This window comes from Spirochaeta dissipatitropha, assembly GCF_054657935.1.
The window spans coordinates 33,885-54,102 of record NZ_BAAHXT010000010.1; the positions used below are offsets into that span (position 1 = coordinate 33,885).

A 20,218-nucleotide genomic window follows, 5' to 3' on the forward strand; every position below is an offset into this window, starting at 1 on the left:
AATGAGACTCGTCAGTAAAATGTTGTTAAAAAATGTCTTTACGATTTTTGTAATATCTCTCGTTTTCTTCATTGTCATAATTCAGGTCATTGACCTGTTTGCCAACCTCACCCGATACATAAACCAGGATGTGCCGTTTTTTCAGGTCCTGCTGGTTCAGATTTACTTTCTTCCGCAGAGCATAAGCTTCGCACTGCCGATTGCATTACTCTTTGCAATATCATTCACGATGGGCACCCTGTACAGTAATAATGAACTCGTGGCCATACTCGGTGCTGGCATTCCACTTTACAGGCTTGTCAGCCCCATTCTGATACTTGGTGTACTACTGAGTTTTTTCAGTCTCCAGTTTGAAGATTCTATCGTTATACCCGCTACGCGTCAAAAAAATCAGCAGTCACGTGAGTTGCTGGGTATTTCCCAGAGTTTCAGTAATGCAGATATCACCCTCATTGGAGCTCAGGGAAGAGTAGTATATTTCGCGGATTATTATAACGATGCTGCTAAGACATTAACCAATGTACTTATTATTACCCGTCATGAAAATGGTGACTTTGACAGACGAATCGAAGGAAGAACGGCACGATGGAATGGAAATACATGGTCAATTCCTGATGCTACAGTATTTTCATTTGACAGGAACGAGTTTCTGGAAAAACAGCAAGATAGTTCATTCACTTCAGAAATGCTTAACACCAGTCCAGGCTCATTCAGACGGCAGGTTCAAAACTATGATGATCTGACGCGCAGTGAATCAGCTGAGCTTGTACAGAATCTGCAGCAATCCGGACTGCCGTACAGGGCTGCACTGACACAGTACTATGAACGATATGCATTTTCCATAACTCCTTTTATTGTAACATTGATCAGCTGCGCAATCGGCGGCAAGCTGAAAAAAAACATATTGCTGATGAGTCTGCTGATAAGTTTAATCATTTCTGTAACTTACTACGTGATTCAGATGGTTTTATCCTTACTAGCAAGCTTCGGCGGTCTTGATCCTGTTATTGGTGCGTTCAGTGGTGTGACCTTATTCTTCGGAATAGGGATCATTCTCTTATTGAATGCCAAAACCTGATCGATAACATAAAGAGTAGAGGACAACATAGATGATAACTATTACAAGCCAGGACCCCAGAACAAACGCGCGGGCAGGGATACTGCATCTGCCACATTCAGATGTGGAAACACCAGCTTTCATGCCTGTCGGAACCGCGGCAACAATTAAAGGTGTATATCCTGGACAGACTGAAGAACTGGGATACAGACTGATTCTTGCAAATACCTATCATCTTCTCTTGCGGCCAGGAGTTGATACAGTAAAAAAACTCGGTGGCATACGGCAATTCTCCAACTGGAATTACAATATTTTAACTGATTCCGGCGGCTACCAGGTTTTTTCTCTTTCTCAATTGAGAAAAATCAAGGAAGAAGGGGTCTTCTTCAGAAGTCATATAGACGGAAGTAAACACACACTAACGCCTGAATCTGTAGTGCGCGCCCAGGCTGATTTCGGCAGTGACATTCAGATGGCACTCGATGTATGCACACCACCCGAAATTTCTCAGCAAAGCGCTAAGGAAGCTATGGATATGACAAGCAGATGGCTGAAGCGAGCTATTTCAGAATGGAAATCGATTCAGCCTGAATATAGCGGTAAATTATTCGGAATAGTGCAGGGTAATTTTTTCCCTGAATTGAGACGTCAGCATGCTGAAACAGTAAGTGAAATGGGAACTCCTGGAATTGCTGTCGGGGGACTTTCAGTTGGAGAATCATTTCAGAAGTTCGACGATATTCTGGCTCACACAATGCAATTCATACCCGGTGACAGACCGAGATACGTCATGGGTATCGGAACTCCGGACTTTATCCTCTCTGCAGTGGAACATGGAGTTGATATGTTTGACTGTGTCCTGCCAACCAGAATTGCCAGAAATGGTACTATTTTCACCCAGAATGGACTGGTAAGTCTCAAGCGGTCAATTCACAGGGGTTCCGATGAAGCTATAGATATCGCAGGAGGTACAGCTCCTGAACTTCAGCCATATACCCGTGGCTACCTTCACCATCTCTTTAATGCCCGGGAAATGCTTGGACCAATGATTGCGAGCCGCCACAACCTGTATTTTATGTCCCGATTCATGTATGATGTACGCAAGGCAATCAAGAATGGCACTTATCTGGAATTCAAGAAGAAATTTCTTGAAACATTCTACCCGGAGAAAAAAAGCCCATGACCAAAAAATCAGTATACAGAAATAACAGAAATAAAAGACACACTCTTGCAGCACTTATCATTATTTCCATGTACATCGCACATCCGGTAATTTCAGATGAAACCCCGGAAAGCGAAGACGACGTCTCTGAAGAGCTGGTAAGTCAACGACAGGACTGGCAGGAAACACTTGCTTTTGGCATAGACTCCAAAGTTATTGAACTAATCAGCACACTCAAGGAAAGGCGTGAAACCAGCATGCACGCTGATCTGATTGAGCGCTTCCAGCTGAGCAACAATCCCGCTCTCAAACGTGAAGTGTTTGATTTTTTTCGTGAGATGAAATACCCGGGTCTTGAAGATGAGGCTCTCGACATCCTCACTTATTTCTATGAGTTCAGCAACACCCTTATTCGATCTGCAACCCAGTATATAGGGGCCATTGAGGTACAAGCAGCTGATGAAGCTGCTGATCTGCTTCGGGACTTGATTCTCGAAGAAAACACAACCTATTCCAATACGGCAGTAAATACACTTGCTCAAATTGCCAGAGATGACGACGTGCTGTTTTTTATTGATATTCTCAAAGACCAAAACATAATTTCTCAATCAATCAGAGAATCAATACTTCTGGCATTTGGAACTATCAGGAATAAGCTTGCTGTAGAGTACCTCATTGAACTTCTGGAAGATGACGCTGAATCTGCTACTGTACGCCAGTATGCCGCTGATTCATTGGGAAAAATTGGTGATCAATCAGCAATACCCAGCCTTATAGCTACACTTGATTCAGAAGACAACCTGCTTCGAGCATATGCAATATCTGCTTTAGGAAATTTTCCTGAATATGATAATTCTGCAATTCTTCAGCAAGCCTTGCGGGATTCCTACTGGAGAACAAGAGAAGTAGCAATTGACGGCATAGAAAATGCCCGCATAACAACAGCAGTTCCTGCTTTGCGGTACATGGCGAGACAGGATCCTGAAGCAAGAATCCGCAGAAAGGCAGTCTCCACACTAGCAACCCTTGATACTCCTGAAGCATGGGATTTTATACTTACCGAGGCAGACCGGAGTACAACCGCTTTCGATATGCGAACTCACATGCTAAACCTCATAATTGATAAAAATCCTGGAGCAGGTACAGATCTACTGAAAAAAATAATGCAGGAAGAATGGGAAAAAGAGAACTCCAGATTACTCGATGCCATCTGCAGAAAAATGAGCACCAGAGATAATCCTGAGCTTGAACAATTTTATGTCAAGATGCTGGAACACAGCAATTTCATCATACAGATGTATGGAGTGCGTGGAATCGGCCGGAATGCGCTTGCTTCACAAATTGAACGTATCGAAAGCTTTACCGCTTCACATCATCCGGCAGCGCTAAGAAGGGAAGCAGCCAGCAGTCTGGAACAGCTAAGGTAGTAATACCTCTGTCGGCTGTTCCAGACCTTTCTGACTTTGTGGCACAATCGTGCCACAAGTACTTCGTTTACACCTTTGCCTTACTCACGTCTTTGACAAGATATGAGTAATTCCGCTCATTAATTTCAAAATGAAGTTCTTCGCCTTCTGTTTTTCCGTAAAGCTTGCTGCCTAGCGGAGAAAGGTATGATATAACCCCGTTGTCCGGATCAGACTCCCAGGGACCGAGAACCGTATAAATTTCTGTCTCTTCACTTTCAAGATTCTTAAGCTCTACCACCGTACCAAAGGAAATCTTGCTGTCATCAAACTCGCGAGGGGCAACAACTGAGGCTTTTTCGATTTCTTCCTTCAGACGCGCAACGGTACTGTTAAGCATATCCTGACGTTCTTTAGCAGCCTTGTATTCAGCATTTTCCTTGAGGTCACCATATTCCCGGGCAACAGCAATTTCCTTGGAGTTCTGCGGAACCTCAACCTCATGAATGTGCTGCAGGCGTTTCTGCTTGTCTTCAAATGACTGCTGAAGAACCATAAATCCGCCTCGTGTAAATACTTCCTTCTCCTGAGCATCGTCGTAAAATTGCAGATCAGGGAAAGTAGACTGAATTTCATGTCTGATTGAGAGCCGTAGTGACGGATCGAGATCCTTTACATCCACAAGAAGTGTATATATCCGTTCAACTGATTCTTTTTCAGCCTGCATAAGGAAATCGATCAACTTGTTTTCCTTGAACAGAAATGCCTGAATCTGCTTGTTCAAGCGACGGTTTCCGGTAGCATCTTTCTTATTATCAATATCGCGAAAGGTAATATCGAGCAGATGCACCATATTTATCAACAGCTTCTCATATGTAATATCGATTTTCTTGAACCATTCATCGTCAGCACAGTTTTTGACAAGCCAGATAAACGCCTCACGTCTATCACGGTAATTATCAAACACAGAAAAGAACACAGCTTTCAGTTCATTATAATGTTCATGCTTTGACAGCTCGTTGATAATATCCTTGGATACGTAGTGATTGAAAAATCGAACATAATACTGTGGCCATTCTTTCGAATTTTTTCTGAGCAGAGTCAGGAAATCACGCTTCAGATCATTATCCTTGAGGTTTGAAAAAACCTCATCAACATTCTCTATGTGGGAAAAAAGATTATGAAAATCAAGATCTACCCCGGGGTTGAGGAATGAATATCTTTGCGCAATTCTTCGTACTACCAAATGTGAACCGACAACCATTTCGTTGAAATTTACAGGGTTACGAATAAAACTGACAAAGTAATCAAACATTTCCCTGAAATAATCATTATCCAGCCCGAAGCTGTCATCACGTTCAGTATATTTCTGGAATTCAAACAAGGTCTTTACACGATCAAAGAAATCACTTTCAGCCTTGAAACGGTTATATATTTTCTCATCAAGAGTAATAGGATTTTCACGTACCATGTAGTAGTCGAGTTTATCCTGGAGATTACCGAAGGATTCATCAGTTTTAAGCAGTTCACGGGCTTTCGTACTCCAGGAGGTCCATTCACTGGGTGTCAGTATTGCCGGTACAAGTTCAGCTTTTACCATCTTCATATCCGCGGCATTATTCAGGCTCTTGATTACCGTTCTGAGTGCCCACACAGGATTCTTTTTGACCTTCTCCCGAAGCTTTTCCTTGCGGACTGCAGAGCGGAGTACTGCAATATGATCTTTGGGCATAATCTGCAAGGCATTTACTGCCATCTTCAAACTCATTGTATGTTTGCGCTTTTTTGCAAAATCAATAACGATTTCATCATCGTCTATGCTGCGGATTCGTCCAACTCCCCATGTCCTGTGAAAGACGAAATTACCAGCATCAAAAGAAATATGCTTCTCAAAATCCGAAATCGCTTCATGAATATTTCTCCAGCTGGCACCAAGATTGCTGAGCTTGACGTATTCATCGAGATGACTGTGTCCTGCATATTTCTGGGTATAGGCATTTACAATTTCTTTCCGTGCTTCATGATGATCAGAATCGTAAGTGAGAATCTTCTTCAGAAGATCGATGGTTGTATCCCAGTCTTTTTTCTCGATAAAAACGGGGTAGTAATCTTCAAGGAGCTGAACGGCACGCTCTTCACTCAAAGATTTTGCAATCTTTTTCTCAGCGTGATAGAAGAACTCTATTTCAAGCGGACAATACTCAATCAATTTATGCCAGATATCTTTCACATTGCTGAATAGCTTCTTGTTTATATATCTATGCAATGCTTTTTTGTAATAGGCTACCGCTTCATCAAGGTTTCCATCGGACTCATATTTTTCTGCAAGCTCACGGACAATTTGAGCTTCCTCAAAATCAACCTTGATAAGACGTTCGTATACAGGAAATACTTCTTCTGTCTTGTTTTCATGGGAATAGCAGTCCACGAGAGTTCTCAAGGCATATTTGTTCTCTCCGAATTCGAGAATTCGTTCACAAAGGTACTCTACAATCTTCCATTTATGATTGTCAGAGAACAAATTCACCAGCATAATCAGATGCCCGTCGTTCATAGACTGACGCGAAAGCTGAATTATTCCAGATAGATACAGAGCGATAATACTGTTTTTGGTATGCTGAAGATGTTCATCACATAGCGCAAGAATTTCTTCCTGTTCCTCCAGCTGTTCTATTTTTTCAAGTAAATCATCAAGTTCCTTTAGATTTGCTATGGTATAATTATTTAATGCTGCCCTGGTCCATGTCTCTTCTTTAAGAAGCTCAGCTATGGTTCCAATTGTCGATTCTGCCATCATGTTCTCCTGCGAATGCCTTCAAATCTATTCTATATACTTTGCATATACTGATTTATCTAACTGCTGAATTTTCAGCAGCACTTCTTCCAACTTTGCCCTGTCATCTTTAGATCTATTCAGATGATCAACGAGCCAGAAATACCTGTTCAAAAGCCTGGGAATCAGGATTTCTTTTTCGCTGTTCATCTGTGATAATTCACGCTCCAGGCCGTAAACCGACTGCTTGAGTTTTCCATACTCAATTGACCGGAGTTCACGCTTTACCGAAAACACTCCAAAAAGCACACCGTACACAGGCAGCCATTCGGATAAAGCCCGACCGGAATAACCTTCCGCCCTGACTGCTGCAATGAGCCGAATAATCAGCTCTGATTCCAGATTCTCAAGCTGAATAGCCTGAGGATCAATAAAAAAAGCTTCTCGAAACATCACCTTGGCAAATGCAGTTTCGTTTACAAATGCATAGGAATCCGCAAGCTCAGCAAGAATTCCCGGACTATCCGGTTTTACATTGACTGCGCTCTCATACAGTTCAACTGCTTTCTCATAATTTCCCTGTCCCTTGAAACAGCGTCCAAGTTTCTGTCCTATCTCAGCATCCTTTTTTCCGCTTTTTTCATATAAGGGCCAATAGAAATCAGCTGCTGCTCCAAACACACAAAAACGTATGGAATACATACATCGTTCGGGAATCGATCCGATTCGTTCAACAAAGGGCATAAACAGCCGCCACTGATCCAGCAGAAACTCCCCTGAATCATATGGATCGGGTATTGCAGACAAAGCAGCAAACCGGTCTTTCCAGAAATTTGCGACTTTCAGGGCCGCAAGTATTTCATGATGCTCAAAATCTATAGATAGGGCTTCTTCGAGTATAGAGATAGCTGTTTCAATTTCTTTACTGTGCAGAGCTTCATATGTTTGGGAAAGAAGATCTTCAACCCGGTCATCATTTGGCACCATAACATCCTGAGCGATATATTTCGATCGTTTTGAGACCATTATATCATGATAACGAGTTTCGTCAATCTGCCTCCGGTTGTGCACGGCAAGATGCACAATATTATAAGCCCGGTATCAGACCGAAATCAGATAGGAGAGAACTGAGAAAAAAGGATTGTGAACATGCGCATAATTATGTACAGTATCGATATGGGAGTATCCACAATACGTATCGCACCGTCAATACTGTCCGCCGACTTTACCCGAATTGCTCATGCAGTTTCTGTTATAGAGAAAAGCGGAGCAGACTGGATCCATCTCGATGTTATGGATGGTCACTTTGTTCCGAACCTGACATTTGGCTCACAAATGATCAGTCACATCAGAAAAGAAAGCACAATGCCTCTGGATGTTCATCTTATGATCGAAAAACCAGAGCTTTCTGTACCATTGTACATAGACGCTGGTGCTGACCATATCACATTTCATATTGAGGCATGTACCCACGCACACCGTACACTTCAAATAATCAAAAATGCCGGCCTGAAAGCTGGAATCAGCATTGTCCCGTCAAGCCCGGTCAGTCTGATTACCCCCCTGCTTGAAGAAATAGATATTGTTTTACTCATGTCTGTGAATCCAGGCTTTGGCGGACAGACTTTCATTCCTTACACAATGGAAAAAATCCGTCAGCTTTCTGATTTCAGAAAGCTCAATGGAGTAAATTTTGATATTGTTATTGATGGAGGTGTGCATTTGCAGAATTCTGCGAAAATAGCCGCTGCTGGAGCTGACGTACTGGTCAGCGGATCTGCCTTCTTCGCTGCAAGTAATCAAGCTGAATTTGTTGATTCATTGAAAAGCGGAGATAATGGCTTGAGTATTACATGAAGCAGCCGAAAATATAAAAGGGGAAATCGTGTATTTAGTGAACAGACCAGTCAAAACAGTTATTTTTATTATCCTCTTTCAGCTATTGCTGTCTGCATTCCTGGCAGGTAATTCGCAATCCGATACAGATGCACTGCTACAACGGGGAATGGACGCCTTTCAAACCGGCAGATATGAAGTGGCAGAAAATCTTTTTCTGGAAATTATCAGTAATGAGCAGCACCACATGCGATTAGCAGATGCATATTTCTGGACATCAAAAACCTATATGGCTCTCGGAGCATTAGGTTCTGCCTCCAGTTATCTTGAATACTTTATATATAACTTCCCACAGCACCATTACACTGAAGAAGCATATTATCAGCGCGGTCGTATTTTTTACCTCCAGGCGGATTACAACAATGCAATACAGAGCTTCAGTCAATTTGCTGATGAATTTCCGGAGTCAGCCTTCATCCCCAACGCATTCTACTGGAATGCAGAATCATTGTTTCAGATGGGGCAGCTGACTGAAGCCAGAAAAATCTTCCAGATCGTGGTTAAGGATTACCCTACCAGTTACCGGAGTGAAGCAGCTGCGTATCGGCTTTCTGTAATTGACCTGTATGAAAGGGAAGCTATACTTCTGGATCTGCTTGCAGCATCGCACCAGGAACTACTCTATACCATTGACTATTACGAACAGCGAGAACGCCAGTACATAGAAGTAATAGACTCCCAGGCAAGGCAACTGCAAGGGCATCAATGAAATCTTCAGGCCTGAAAAAAGCTAACAGCTTTTACCGCAAGCGGAAGTATTCTCGTACTATCAGTCATCTTGAACCCCAGGTATTTCTGTTCAGGGACAACCCTGAATACTATCAGCTCCTTGGAAGGAGCTGTTTTTTTACCGGTGATTACGGTGGTTCATACAGCTACATAAAGCGCGCCCTTGATCTTGATGAAAACGATATCGAATCACGCCTATTTCTGGCCGCAGTGCACCTCCGTCGGCGGGAGTCTGACAAATCAATTCTGGAATGGCTATCGGTACTTGACCGTGATCCAAAAAATAAATTCGCCAAACGTGGGCTTAATTTTATCCGTAACCTTAATACCAGCGAGCAACTCCAGGAAAAAATTGAAGGAAAACAACTGCTGAAACTGGTCCCTCGCAGAATACGCTTACCATGGATACCCGTTCTTGTAGCAGGTATAATTATTCTTTCAGTTATACTTGCTCTGCATGTAATTCCTCAAATTGATATTGACCTGAGCAGATTTAATCCTTCCAGAGCTCCACGACCTGGAGTTGAGATTATCCAGTTCCCCCAAGGACAGGCTCTGACCTCACTGGAAGGTGAATATGTATATATATTAAGTGAAAACGAGATTCAGAATATTCTCGATCGCATCGCACATTTCTTTAATACAGAACAAGATAATATGGTGCGTAGAGAAATTAATCGAATTCTTCTTTCAACAGCCACACCTCCCGTAAAGGAACGTGTTCAAATCCTCCGTCAGTCCCTTACTGTACCTGACTTCCTTAACATGGATGCAAGTTTTTCATATAGAACCGTTCACCAGGAATTAATGCTGCACAATGGAGTCTATGTCCGATGGAAAGGACGACCTACAAATATAATACGAGCCGAAGACGGTGTACAATTCACACTCCTTGTGGGATACCACACTGGAGAAACACTTGAAGGTTCTGTTCCTGTTATAGTACCTTTTGCTACTCATGTACGATCGGATATGGGAATTGAATTAATCGGCAGGGTTCAGGCAATCCAATCAGATGATCACCCGAGTGGAAGCCCTTTTATATTAGAAGCCAGCTCGGTTAGAATTTTCGAGCTATAGACCTGATCATTACAGGGAGTCTCATGCGCGCAGTAGTACAACGTGTCAGATATGCATCGGTGCAGGTCGATTCCGAAACAACAGGCAGCATAGATCACGGCCTGCTTGTCTACATAGGTATAGCAGATAATGATAACCAAGCTGACATCGATTATATAGTAGAGAAAATCATACACCTTCGTATTTTTCCTGATGACGATGAGAAAATGAATAGATCCCTGCTGGATGTCAACGGAGCAGTACTGCTGGTCTCCCAGTTCACTCTATACGGTGATGCCAGAAAGGGCAGACGCCCAAGCTATCACAGGGCTGCCAGGCCGGATGCTGCCAGAATAACAATAGATAAAATAGAAGAAACATTCCGGCAGCATTCTATACAGACCGAAACAGGAATGTTCCAGGCCCACATGCAGGTTACATCATGCAATGACGGGCCAGTAACAATACTGCTGGATAGCGAAAAAAACTTTTAGGCGACAGATCGGGCCGGCACAGTAAGCCCTGGTTTCAGCTCAATCCTCTAGAACAGCAGTTTCAGAGAAGAAAGATAATTCCACGCATCAAACGGCTCGAAAAACGGGGAAAGTGACTTCTCTTCATGAAGGCGCATAATGATTTCAGCTGAAAGTCGTGCGGACGATACCACATGCAGGAACGGCATCTGCACTCTGAGGCTGTCCTGACACTGCACTGTATCCACGACGACGACCTTATCAAGCAGGCCCTCATTATGCAGTTCAGTCAAACGTTCAACAGCGGGATCAGAAAAAACGGGATGAATAATCGCAATATTGACCTTGCCGACCTTGCGCTTTCTCATCTCCTTGACCAAAGCATAAATAGATCCGCCTGTATCTATCATATCATCAACAATCCAGACTTCCTTGCCGGTAATCTCCGTATCGGAGAGCAGATTGATTGATTCGATCGTATTTGCCTTGCTGTAATTGCGCTGCTTATGAGCGATCATCAAGGGGGTCCCGAATGCCTGAGCATATTTGCGGGCAACGCTTTCACCGCCAGCATCAACTGAACAGAAAATCCAGTTCTTCCTCACATGATTTTTAAGATTTTCCGTGGTTTTTATAAACTGGTCGGAAATATATTCCTTCAACAGCACAATAGTCGGAACATCATCAATGGCACAAAGAGTAGGATCCACTGCCGTCTTTGACTTATCTGAATGCAATTGATATGTGATGATATGATCTATTCCCAGGCTGACCAGGGTTTTGTAGTGCATCCAGAAACCGACCGAATTTCTTCGGGTGGTTCTGTCAGATCGGCTGGAACTGCAGTACGGCTCAAACAACGTGATTCGACCAGCCTGTGAGCGCTTGAGTGCATCCACAGCATGATAGAGCTCCATCTTGGCCTCATCCGTACTTATGTCCGACGAATTTCTTCCTGAAGATGCAAAAAGGAACACATCCTTCCCACGAAGCGACGAATGTACTTCAACCTCCATTTCACCATCAGCGAATTTAAGAGCCCTTATTTTTCCAACAAAATTCCTGTTGTGTCCGTGAGCATAAAAGTCCGGAAAGGTTTCTAATTGATGACATACGCGTTCTGCGTATTCCTGCATTGATCGAGTAGCGACAACTGATAAATCTCCGCGCATATAGAGCATTTTACCGATTTCACAGCTGAGGGTCAAAAGGTATTTCCGTAAATGTAAATCAATAATCCCTGTTCCCGAAGGTTTTTTTTTGTTACTATAAGCTGAAGCAATGCCGAATGCACAATTGTTGATGTATAGTATGATAGAAGATGGCTACCAAGCCGGGTAAAGGTGGATATATGGCAAAAAGAGAAAAAACAACTGTTGATGGATCCCAGTTCAGCAATGAGGACAAAAACAAGGCTCTGGAGGCCGCGAGATTGCAGATTGAAAAGCAATACGGCAAGGGCGCACTCATGCAGCTTAATGATGAAAGCCGCAATGTACAGATCAGCAGCATTGGAAGCGGATCAATTCTTTTAGATGAAGCCCTCGGAATAGGAGGTTATCCTAAAGGACGCGTAGTCGAAATTTACGGCCCTGAATCCTCGGGTAAGACAACACTGGCGCTACATGCGATTGCAGAAGCTCAAAAAACAGGAGGCATTGCAGCCTTCATAGATGCCGAACATGCACTCGATCCGATATATGCCAGGAATCTCGGTGTGAATACCGAGGAACTCTGGGTATCCCAACCGGATAACGGGGAACAGGCACTGGAAATAGCTGAGTCACTGGTTCGATCAGGAGCAGTGGATCTTATTGTAATTGACTCGGTTGCTGCCTTGACACCACAGGCAGAAATAGAAGGAGAAATGGGGGACAGTCACGTCGGTCTTCAGGCCAGACTTATGAGTCAGGCCCTGAGGAAACTGACCGGAACAATAAACCGTTCGGGTACCTGTATTATTTTCATTAACCAGATCCGTATGAAAATTGGTGTTATGTTCGGAAATCCAGAGACGACCACTGGTGGGAAAGCCCTGAAATTCTATTCCTCTGTTCGACTTGAAGTACGGCGAATAGAGACTATTTCCAAGGGAACTGATGATGCCATCGGCAACAAGGTCAGAGTCAAGGTAGTAAAAAACAAGGTTGCTCCGCCATTCAGAAAATGTGAAATGGAAATTATGTTCGGCAAGGGTATCTCTGCATCGGGCAGTCTGCTGGATGCGGCTGTAAAATACGATATAATCAAGAAATCCGGAAGCTGGTATTCATTCGGAGAGGAAAGAATCGGCCAGGGCCGGGATAACGCAAAAGAATTTCTTGAAGCAAATCCCGAGCTGTATTCATCCATAGATATAAAACTGCGTGAAATAATCTTCCCGAAACCGGAAAAAAAAGAGAAAGCAGAAAAACCTGCTGAAGAAAGCAAAAAAACAGGGAAAAGTGTACAGACGGCTGAAACCGAGTTGGTAGTCAGTGACGATGAGCTCTTCTGATCTTACATTATTCAGCTGCAGTGTCGGGGGAAATCTACCGGGCACTGCAGCCGCCTTTAAACAACTCTGCAAAGCCCTCACTGGAAAATTCGGCAGCATTAAATACTCCACGGTTTATTGCACGGAACCACAGGATTACATTGATCAGCCAGAGTTTATGAACTGGTGTTTCAGTGCATATACAAACCTATCTGCCGAGAAACTATGGGAAGAACTATATTTCACAGAAGCAAAGCTTGGGCGAACCCGTCAGGAGATAGAAAAAGGGCCGCGGATTATAGATATAGACCTTCTTCTTTTCGGTGATTCACTGATCAACACTGCTGATCTGACTGTTCCGCACCCCCGTATGAAGCAACGGGCCTTCGTACTTCAACCGCTGATAGAAATACATCCTGATATCTGTGATCCACACAGCGGCACAGCTTTCAGGGAATATCTCTTAAAACTTGATGAACAGGGTATTTACTCCCTTGGTTTCTATCCGTATAATGCGAAATTCAATGGAAGCACACGAAGCCGAATCGATGCATCGTTTCCGACTGCCGGATTTTGAAGGCCCCCTGGATCTACTGCTGTTTCTGATCAAGAAAAATGAAGTGAATATCTATGATATTCCAATATCGGTAATCACCGAGCAGTATATCCAGTTCCTTGAGCTGGCAACCAGAATCGATCTTGAAAACATAACAGAATTCTATGTACTTGCAGCCACGCTTCTTTATATTAAATCCAGAATGCTTCTGCCGATAGATGATGAACTTGACGAGGATTTCGAAGACCCGAGGCGAGAGCTGGTAGAACGACTTATCGAATATCAGAAATTCAAGAAACTGTCACAGCTTATGAGTGTTCAGGAGCAGGAGAATGAATGGGTTATCGAAAGGAAGCGTCGACAGCCAACACTTCCTTTTGACAAGAGCGATGATCTCTGGGAGCCGTTGGATGTCTGGGAACTTCTTCAGAATTTTACTCATGTTATTTCGAACCTGACTCCAGAACGGATTCTTGACCTGTATGAAGAAGTATCGATTAATGAGAAAATAACATTGATATCCGAGATACTGGAAACCAGAACAGAGTTTCTGTTCACTGACCTGTTAATCAGAAAATCATCCATTATGGATGTTGTTTGTGCATTCCTGGCTGTTCTTGAGTCAGTTAAAGCCAGGAAGATCTGTATTTTCCAGAACAAGATGTTCGGAGATATCCAGATCCGTAAACAGGAAGCGGTACAGGAAGAAATTGAAGAATCTAATTACGAAGAGAGTCAGGAAACGGAGGCATGAATCTGAGTACCGAAGCAGCAATTATTGAATCAATTCTGTATCTGGAAGCAGAGCCGGTCAGCATTGAAAAAATGGCACGGATAGGCGGATTATCCAGAGATGTTCTCAGAGCGGCACTGGAACAGCTTCAGGAAAAGTACAGTGATGAACAGTGCGGACTGGAGATTGTACACATAGGTGAGGGTTATACCATTGCTCCAAAACAGCAGTACTGGGATGTTCTTAAAGAGCACTATGGAAAGAAAAATGACAATAAGCTTTCCAGGGCAGCAATGGAAACACTCTCCATAATAGCGTACTCTCAGCCGATTACAAAAGCAGAGATAGAAAACATTCGTGGAGTTTCCTGTGATGGTATGATCAAAATACTTATGCAGAGGAAGCTTGTTCAGGAAACCGGACGAAAGGAAGCTCCTGGCAGACCGGTACTCTACGGAACAACAAAGGACTTTCTGAGGTTATTCCGTATTTCGAGCTTATCGGAATTACCAAAACTGGAAGATATAGACAAGGAACGGTTTGAATTAAATGGATAATAAAAATGTCCGTCTGCAGGTATTCCTGGCGCGAGCGGGAATAGCCTCACGACGAAAATGCGAAGAGATAATTGCCCAGGGCAGGGTAAGTGTGAACGGAACGGTTATAACCCAGATGGGAGTCAAGGTAAGCCCTGAGGATAAGATAATAGTGGACAGCAGGGTAGTAAAGCATGAAGAACGTAAAATCTATCTTGCTGTTCACAAACCACGGGCAATGCTCTGCAGTAATTACGATCCGGATGGCCGTCCACTACTTATGGATCTGCTCAAAGCAAGTTTTCCGGAAAGATTATTCACCGTTGGCCGGCTCGATTATCTCTCAAGCGGTCTGATTCTGGTAACAAATGATGGGGAATTTGCAAAAACGGTCAGCCATCCCTCATCAATGATTGAAAAAGAATATCTTGTAGAGACGAAACGGCCGATTCCGGTTGATTTGCTCGAGCGATGGAAAACCTCCGGGATCCCATATGAGGATACACGTTACCACTTGCAGCGTTACACAATGAAACATGACAGGAGCGTATATCTGGTTCTGAACGAAGGAAAAAACAGGGAAATCAGAAATGTTTTTGCTGCTGCAAACATTTCTGTATCAAGAGTTCATAGAATCAGAATCGGGACAGTACTGTCGAAAGGACTGCAGCCCGGACACTGGAGGAGCCTGAAACCTTCTGAAATCAAGGCCTTGCTGAAAATTTCCAGGGGGAAAACATGGTAGTTGCTATTGACGGCCCTGCAGGTACAGGCAAAAGCACTGTTGCCAAACGCATTTCGCAGTCCACAAAGTTTCAATATGTAAATTCAGGCAGTTTGTACCGTGCGATAACACTGCTTGCTCTTGAAGCCGATTTGAAACCAGATAGCAATAACGAGGAAATAGCAGCAATTGCAACTGCCGCAGATATTGATTACATCGACGGTGAAACCAGAATAGACTCCAAACCGGTTGAAGCCCTTCTAAGAACAGATATTATTGATGCAAACGTCGCGCAGATATCCTCAATCCCGCCGGTACGAAAAGTTGTAAACAAAATTCTGCAGAAAATCGCCGGACATACCGACATAGTTGTGGAAGGCCGTGACATGTGCACAGTCGTCTTCCCGGATGCAGCTATAAAAATCTATCTGGATGCCAGCATAGAGGCCAGAGCGCAAAGGCGTTTTGAACAGGGCACAAGCAGTCTTTCACTTGAAGAGATCACTGCCAGCATTGCCCGAAGAGATACTATCGACCGGTCTAAAAGTGAAGGCGCTCTGAGAAAAGCCGAGGATGCTGTATATTTGGATACCTCGCACTTGACCATAGAAGCAGTTTGTGTAAGAGTATTGGAACTAATCCAAAGACACATATAATTATTAGGAGTTACAGGGATATATGCCAAGTAAAGAGCCGAACGGAGAAACCATGCCTACCACGCAGCAGCAAACACAGGAGGAATTGCAGGAAAAATACCTAAAATCCCTGGATGAGTTGGAAGTAGGGCAGCTGGTAACCGGTCACGTTATTCAAGTTTCTACAGAATTCGTTTTCATAGATATTGGATACAAATCCGAAGGAAAGATTCCAGTCGATGAGTTTGATCCTCTTCCCGAAGTTGGTGAAACAGTCGAAGTTGTTATTACACGAATGCCGGAACTCGGTGTTTCAAAGCGTAAAGCAGAAGAACGCGTCTTCTGGAAGAAAATCAAACAAGCGTTCACCGACCACACTGCTATCGAGGGCAAGGTTGCCCGCAGCGTGAAAGGCGGATTCGAAATCAGAATGCCAGGCGGAATCAAGGGCTTCAACCCTATTTCCAAAATGGATCTTCATCGTATCGATAATCCGGATGAGTATGTTGGAATGAACACCAGCTTCTATGTTGAGCGTCTGTATAGTGATAACAGAGTCAATATTATCCTCTCCCGCAGGGCATGGCTTGAAGAAGAAGTACAGCGAAAGAAAAATGATTTCTTTCTGCATGTACATGTCGGAGACAATGTTCAGGGAGCTGTGAAGTCCTTTACTTCTTTCGGTGCTTTTATTGATCTGGGTGGATTCGATGGACTACTCCACATCAACGATATGAGCTGGGGTCACGTAACACGACCTAAGGATTATGTGAAAAAAGGCCAGACACTCACACTCAAGGTTGTACGTCTTGATCATGAGAATCAGAAAATCAATCTGAGTCTCAAGGACATGACTGAAAATCCCTGGGACTCCTTTGAAGATAGATATAAAGTTGATCAGGTTGTAAAAGGTAAGGTTACCAAGCTTACTGATTTTGGTGCTTTCATTGAAATTGAAGGCGGGATCGAAGGTCTTGCTCATATTTCCGAAATGTCCTGGGTGAAAAGAATCAGCCATCCAAGTGAAATGCTTAAGATCGGTGATGACATTGATGTAATGATCCTCGACTACGACCTCAATGAAGGAAAGGTTTCTCTTGGAATCAAGCAGGCAACTGCAAACCCATGGGACGACATGGCCCAGAAATATACTCCCGGTATGCGTCTCACAAAAACCGTCAAGAAAATTACCAATTCAGGGGCATTTGTTGAACTTGAAGAAGGAATTGACGCTTTTCTGCATGTCGATGATCTTTCATGGACCAAAAAATACAAGAACCCCGGGGCCGTTTTAACTGAAGGCCAGGAAATTGATTGTATGATTACCCAGATTGATCCTGAAACCCATAACATTCGGGTTGGTCTGAAACAGCTTGAAGAAGATCCCTGGAAGAGCCTTAAGACAGCATTTCCTGAAGGAAGCATTATCGATGGTGAAGTAACGAACATTACCGATTTCGGTTTGTTTGTGAGAGTACAAGGTGGAATTGAAGGGCTTATAAATAAGAGTCAGTTGATTGATCCTCGTCAGGGAACCTTCGAAGACGCTCTTGCAAAATACAGTGTTGGTGACAAACTCGAAGCTGTAATTACCGAGCTGAATGCTGGCCGACAAAAACTTTCTCTCTCTATTCGCGAACTGGAAAAGAAGCGACAGCAGAAAGAAATGCAGAAATATATCCATGATGATTCCAACGAAGGAACCGTTACGCTCGGAGATCTTCTGAAGCGCAGCGATTCAGATCCTGAGTAAAATCATCGTTATCGAGGGGTTATGAGCCTTTCTCAAATTGATCAGGGACGTTTTGAAACCTTTGTGGAGATAAACCAGCTGATCAATTCAGACTACAGCAACCCATCCGCCCTGTTGAACCGGATTGTAGAATCCGCAAATCGTCTGGCGGATGGGGAAGCTGCTTCATTACTTCTCATCCATCCAGAAAACGGCAAACTATACTTTGAAGTTGCTCTTGGCTCAAAAGGACCTGAGGTCCAGAGATTCTCTCTGAACCCCGGGGAAGGTATTGCAGGTTGGGTGGCCGAAAACAACCGCAGCCTTATAGTTAATGATGTAGATGACGATCCACGTTTTTTCCGAAATATAAGTAAACAGATTGGATTCAGTACGCAGTCAATTCTGGCTGTGCCCATGCGAATGAAAAACACCTGTGTCGGTGTAGTAGAAATAATTAATAAAAAAGACGGTTCACATTTCAATAACGAAGACCTGTTCTGGGTCGAGACATTTGCAAACCAGGCGGCGCTTGCTATACAGAATTCGAGATCTCTGATTAAAGCCAAAAACCTTGCTGCACAAGGAGCAAATGGAATACTGGGAGCTGGTAAGGAGCTAATCGCAGAAAGCCGCCTCATGCTGCAGAGACTTGAACTGCTGCGGAAAATAGCACCTACAGATTCTTCTGTCCTGATTATTGGAGAAAGCGGTGTAGGTAAAGAACTTATCGCTGAGCAGATTCATCTTCAGAGCAACAGGGCAGAACTTCCTTTTATACGTCTCAATTGTGCGGCCATGCCTGATGCATTAGTAGAAAGCGAATTATTCGGCCATGTCAAAGGTGCATATACAGATGCTCATGCCGATAGAAGAGGTAAATTCGAGCTTGCTGATGGAGGAACCATCTTTCTCGATGAAATAAGTGAAATTCCGCTGTCTGTACAGGCTAAAATGCTGAGAGTTATACAACACAAGGTATTTGAAAAAGTAGGCGGAGTAGAACCAGTACATGTAGATGTCAGAATAATAGCTGCTTCAAACAAGGATCTTGAGTCGGCTGTCCAGAATGGAACATTCAGAGCCGATCTATATTATCGACTGAACGTACTGCCTATAGAAATACCACCTCTCCGGGACAGGAAAGAAGATATTCCTGCTCTGGCAGATTTTTTCCTTGCAAAGTATAATAGGGATATTAAAAAAACTATTACAGGTTTTTCCTCTGAGGCTATGGATGCGATATTATCCTATACCTGGCCAGGAAATGTACGTGAATTGCAGAATGCAATAGAGCGGGCTGTTGTATTGAGTAATTCAACAATAATTCTCCCACAGGACTTGCTTTTATCCAGCTATCCAATGGATAATGGTACGCAATACGGGAACCAAAGCCTGAAACAGGCAGTTAACCTATTCAAGAAACACTTTATTGAGAGTACACTGCGCTCATGCAGCTGGAATCAGACTGCAGCAGCACAGAAACTTGAAATTCAAAGAACATATTTAAGCCGGCTCATGAAGGAGCTGGAAATAACTCGATGACAGGTGGAATATTATGAAGATGAAAAAAGGTCCTTCACTCAGGAAGGCAGCAACCGGTGAGACACGAACATCACGCAATCCAGCCGAAATAGCCATGAATCTTGTAGACAGATTCAAATATGTACTGGTCGGAGCAGTCGCCGTATTACTGCTTTTAATCATAGCTGGTTTCGCATATCAGTCGATACAGCAGAACAGGATTGATGCAGCATCCAGACTGATCGAGCAACTTGAGCAGAGCTATTTTGATTGGCTGCAGGCCAGTGATGACAACAAGGAAAGTGCATTTGATGTTTTTCATGGTCATTATTCAGAAGCCAGGGAATCGTTCAGCAGGACCTATGCTGCAGATCTCTCTGTATTTCTTTATGCACAGATTCGATATACCGAAGAAGAATATCAGGAAGCAGCCGAACTTTTCAGTCAGGCAGCACATAGAATCAACAGCCACCTTGCACCTGTGGCAGCCATGAACAGTGCTGCTGCATATGAGCAGATCAATCAGACTGATGAAGCAATTGAAATGTATAATTATGTAGTTCAGTCCTTCGGATCTGATGCAGCAGAAAGTGCAAGAGCAATGTTTTCACTTGGAAGACTGCATGAAAACACAGATATACAGACTGCACTCATGTGGTATGAAAGAATTAATGAAGATTTCCCGAGAAGTGAGTGGAACCAGCTCGCAAATAATCGTATCATAGCACTAAGATACGCGGACTGATT

General features: G+C 43.4%; 19 protein-coding genes. 16 read left to right on the top strand and 3 right to left on the bottom strand.

The features are described 5' to 3' along the window. Position 1 precedes the first annotated feature (1 nt). The 3 genes from ACYQ2L_RS12340 to ACYQ2L_RS12350 are packed head-to-tail and all read left to right on the top strand — an operon-like array spanning position 2 to position 3,646. Positions 2-1,078 carry an LptF/LptG family permease gene (locus ACYQ2L_RS12340; RefSeq protein ID WP_460056114.1) on the top strand — a complete coding sequence of 359 codons (1,077 nt, stop codon included), beginning with the start codon at positions 2-4 and terminating at the stop codon, positions 1,076-1,078. 31 nt (positions 1,079-1,109) lie between these two features. Then, positions 1,110-2,240, top strand: a complete 1,131-nt coding sequence (tgt, locus tag ACYQ2L_RS12345; protein WP_460056117.1) for a tRNA guanosine(34) transglycosylase Tgt — start codon at positions 1,110-1,112, stop codon at positions 2,238-2,240. Continuing rightward, positions 2,237-3,646: a HEAT repeat domain-containing protein gene (locus tag ACYQ2L_RS12350; RefSeq protein ID WP_460056119.1), complete on the top strand. Its 1,410-nt coding sequence runs from the start codon at positions 2,237-2,239 to the stop codon at positions 3,644-3,646. The genes tgt and ACYQ2L_RS12350 overlap by 4 nt, the downstream gene beginning before the upstream one ends. 67 nt (positions 3,647-3,713) lie before the next feature. On the opposite strand, the gene greA is transcribed toward ACYQ2L_RS12350, so the two are convergent. Together greA and ACYQ2L_RS12360 are read right to left on the bottom strand one after the other, a co-directional pair. Continuing rightward, positions 3,714-6,419 (bottom strand): transcription elongation factor GreA, encoded by a 2,706-nt coding sequence (gene greA / locus ACYQ2L_RS12355; protein WP_460056121.1) that lies wholly within the window; start codon positions 6,417-6,419, stop codon positions 3,714-3,716. 27 nt (positions 6,420-6,446) lie between these two features. Further along, positions 6,447-7,424 carry a tetratricopeptide repeat protein gene (locus ACYQ2L_RS12360; protein ID WP_460056124.1) on the bottom strand — a complete coding sequence of 326 codons (978 nt, stop codon included), beginning with the start codon at positions 7,422-7,424 and terminating at the stop codon, positions 6,447-6,449. A 123-nt stretch (positions 7,425-7,547) separates the two neighbouring features. Between ACYQ2L_RS12360 and rpe the strand changes: the two genes are divergently transcribed. The 4 genes from rpe to dtd are packed head-to-tail and all read left to right on the top strand — an operon-like array spanning position 7,548 to position 10,576. Continuing rightward, complete coding sequence (gene rpe, locus ACYQ2L_RS12365) at positions 7,548-8,255, top strand: ribulose-phosphate 3-epimerase (protein WP_460056127.1); 708 nt, start codon at positions 7,548-7,550, stop codon at positions 8,253-8,255. A 28-nt stretch (positions 8,256-8,283) separates the two neighbouring features. Continuing rightward, positions 8,284-9,003, top strand: coding sequence for a tetratricopeptide repeat protein (locus ACYQ2L_RS12370; protein WP_460056130.1), 720 nt, complete (start codon positions 8,284-8,286; stop codon positions 9,001-9,003). Continuing rightward, on the top strand, positions 9,000-10,103 hold the full coding sequence (locus ACYQ2L_RS12375) for a tetratricopeptide repeat protein (protein ID WP_460056132.1): 1,104 nt from the start codon (positions 9,000-9,002) through the stop codon (positions 10,101-10,103). Before ACYQ2L_RS12370 ends, ACYQ2L_RS12375 begins: the two co-directional genes overlap by 4 nt. Positions 10,104-10,126: 23 nt before the next feature. After that, the gene (gene dtd / locus ACYQ2L_RS12380; protein ID WP_460056135.1) at positions 10,127-10,576 is read left to right on the top strand and encodes a D-aminoacyl-tRNA deacylase; all 450 of its coding nucleotides are present in this window, start codon (positions 10,127-10,129) and stop codon (positions 10,574-10,576) included. A 47-nt stretch (positions 10,577-10,623) separates the two neighbouring features. On the opposite strand, the gene ACYQ2L_RS12385 is transcribed toward dtd, so the two are convergent. Then, positions 10,624-11,727, bottom strand: coding sequence for a ribose-phosphate diphosphokinase (locus ACYQ2L_RS12385; RefSeq protein WP_460056138.1), 1,104 nt, complete (start codon positions 11,725-11,727; stop codon positions 10,624-10,626). Positions 11,728-11,906: 179 nt separating this feature from the next. Here ACYQ2L_RS12385 and recA point away from each other — a divergent pair, with 179 nt between their 5' ends. The 9 genes from recA to ACYQ2L_RS12430 are packed head-to-tail and all read left to right on the top strand — an operon-like array spanning position 11,907 to position 20,216. Beyond that, on the top strand, positions 11,907-13,052 hold the full coding sequence (gene recA / locus ACYQ2L_RS12390) for a recombinase RecA (RefSeq protein WP_460056140.1): 1,146 nt from the start codon (positions 11,907-11,909) through the stop codon (positions 13,050-13,052). Further along, the gene (gene folK / locus ACYQ2L_RS12395) at positions 13,039-13,608 is read left to right on the top strand and encodes a 2-amino-4-hydroxy-6-hydroxymethyldihydropteridine diphosphokinase (RefSeq protein ID WP_460056143.1); all 570 of its coding nucleotides are present in this window, start codon (positions 13,039-13,041) and stop codon (positions 13,606-13,608) included. Before recA ends, folK begins: the two co-directional genes overlap by 14 nt. Continuing rightward, positions 13,556-14,341, top strand: a complete 786-nt coding sequence (locus ACYQ2L_RS12400; protein ID WP_460056145.1) for a segregation and condensation protein A — start codon at positions 13,556-13,558, stop codon at positions 14,339-14,341. The genes folK and ACYQ2L_RS12400 overlap by 53 nt, the downstream gene beginning before the upstream one ends. Further along, entirely contained in the window at positions 14,338-14,877 is a 540-nt protein-coding gene (gene scpB / locus ACYQ2L_RS12405) for an SMC-Scp complex subunit ScpB (protein ID WP_460056148.1), read from the top strand. Before ACYQ2L_RS12400 ends, scpB begins: the two co-directional genes overlap by 4 nt. Further along, positions 14,870-15,601 (top strand): pseudouridine synthase, encoded by a 732-nt coding sequence (locus tag ACYQ2L_RS12410; protein ID WP_460056151.1) that lies wholly within the window; start codon positions 14,870-14,872, stop codon positions 15,599-15,601. The genes scpB and ACYQ2L_RS12410 overlap by 8 nt, the downstream gene beginning before the upstream one ends. Beyond that, on the top strand, positions 15,595-16,236 hold the full coding sequence (cmk, locus tag ACYQ2L_RS12415) for a (d)CMP kinase (RefSeq protein ID WP_460056154.1): 642 nt from the start codon (positions 15,595-15,597) through the stop codon (positions 16,234-16,236). The genes ACYQ2L_RS12410 and cmk overlap by 7 nt, the downstream gene beginning before the upstream one ends. A 22-nt stretch (positions 16,237-16,258) precedes the next feature. Further along, positions 16,259-17,968 (top strand): 30S ribosomal protein S1, encoded by a 1,710-nt coding sequence (rpsA, locus tag ACYQ2L_RS12420; protein ID WP_460056157.1) that lies wholly within the window; start codon positions 16,259-16,261, stop codon positions 17,966-17,968. 21 nt (positions 17,969-17,989) lie between these two features. After that, positions 17,990-19,492 (top strand): sigma-54-dependent Fis family transcriptional regulator, encoded by a 1,503-nt coding sequence (locus ACYQ2L_RS12425; protein WP_460056160.1) that lies wholly within the window; start codon positions 17,990-17,992, stop codon positions 19,490-19,492. 13 nt (positions 19,493-19,505) lie between these two features. Then, positions 19,506-20,216, top strand: coding sequence for a tetratricopeptide repeat protein (locus tag ACYQ2L_RS12430; protein WP_460056163.1), 711 nt, complete (start codon positions 19,506-19,508; stop codon positions 20,214-20,216). Positions 20,217-20,218: the final 2 nt, after the last annotated feature.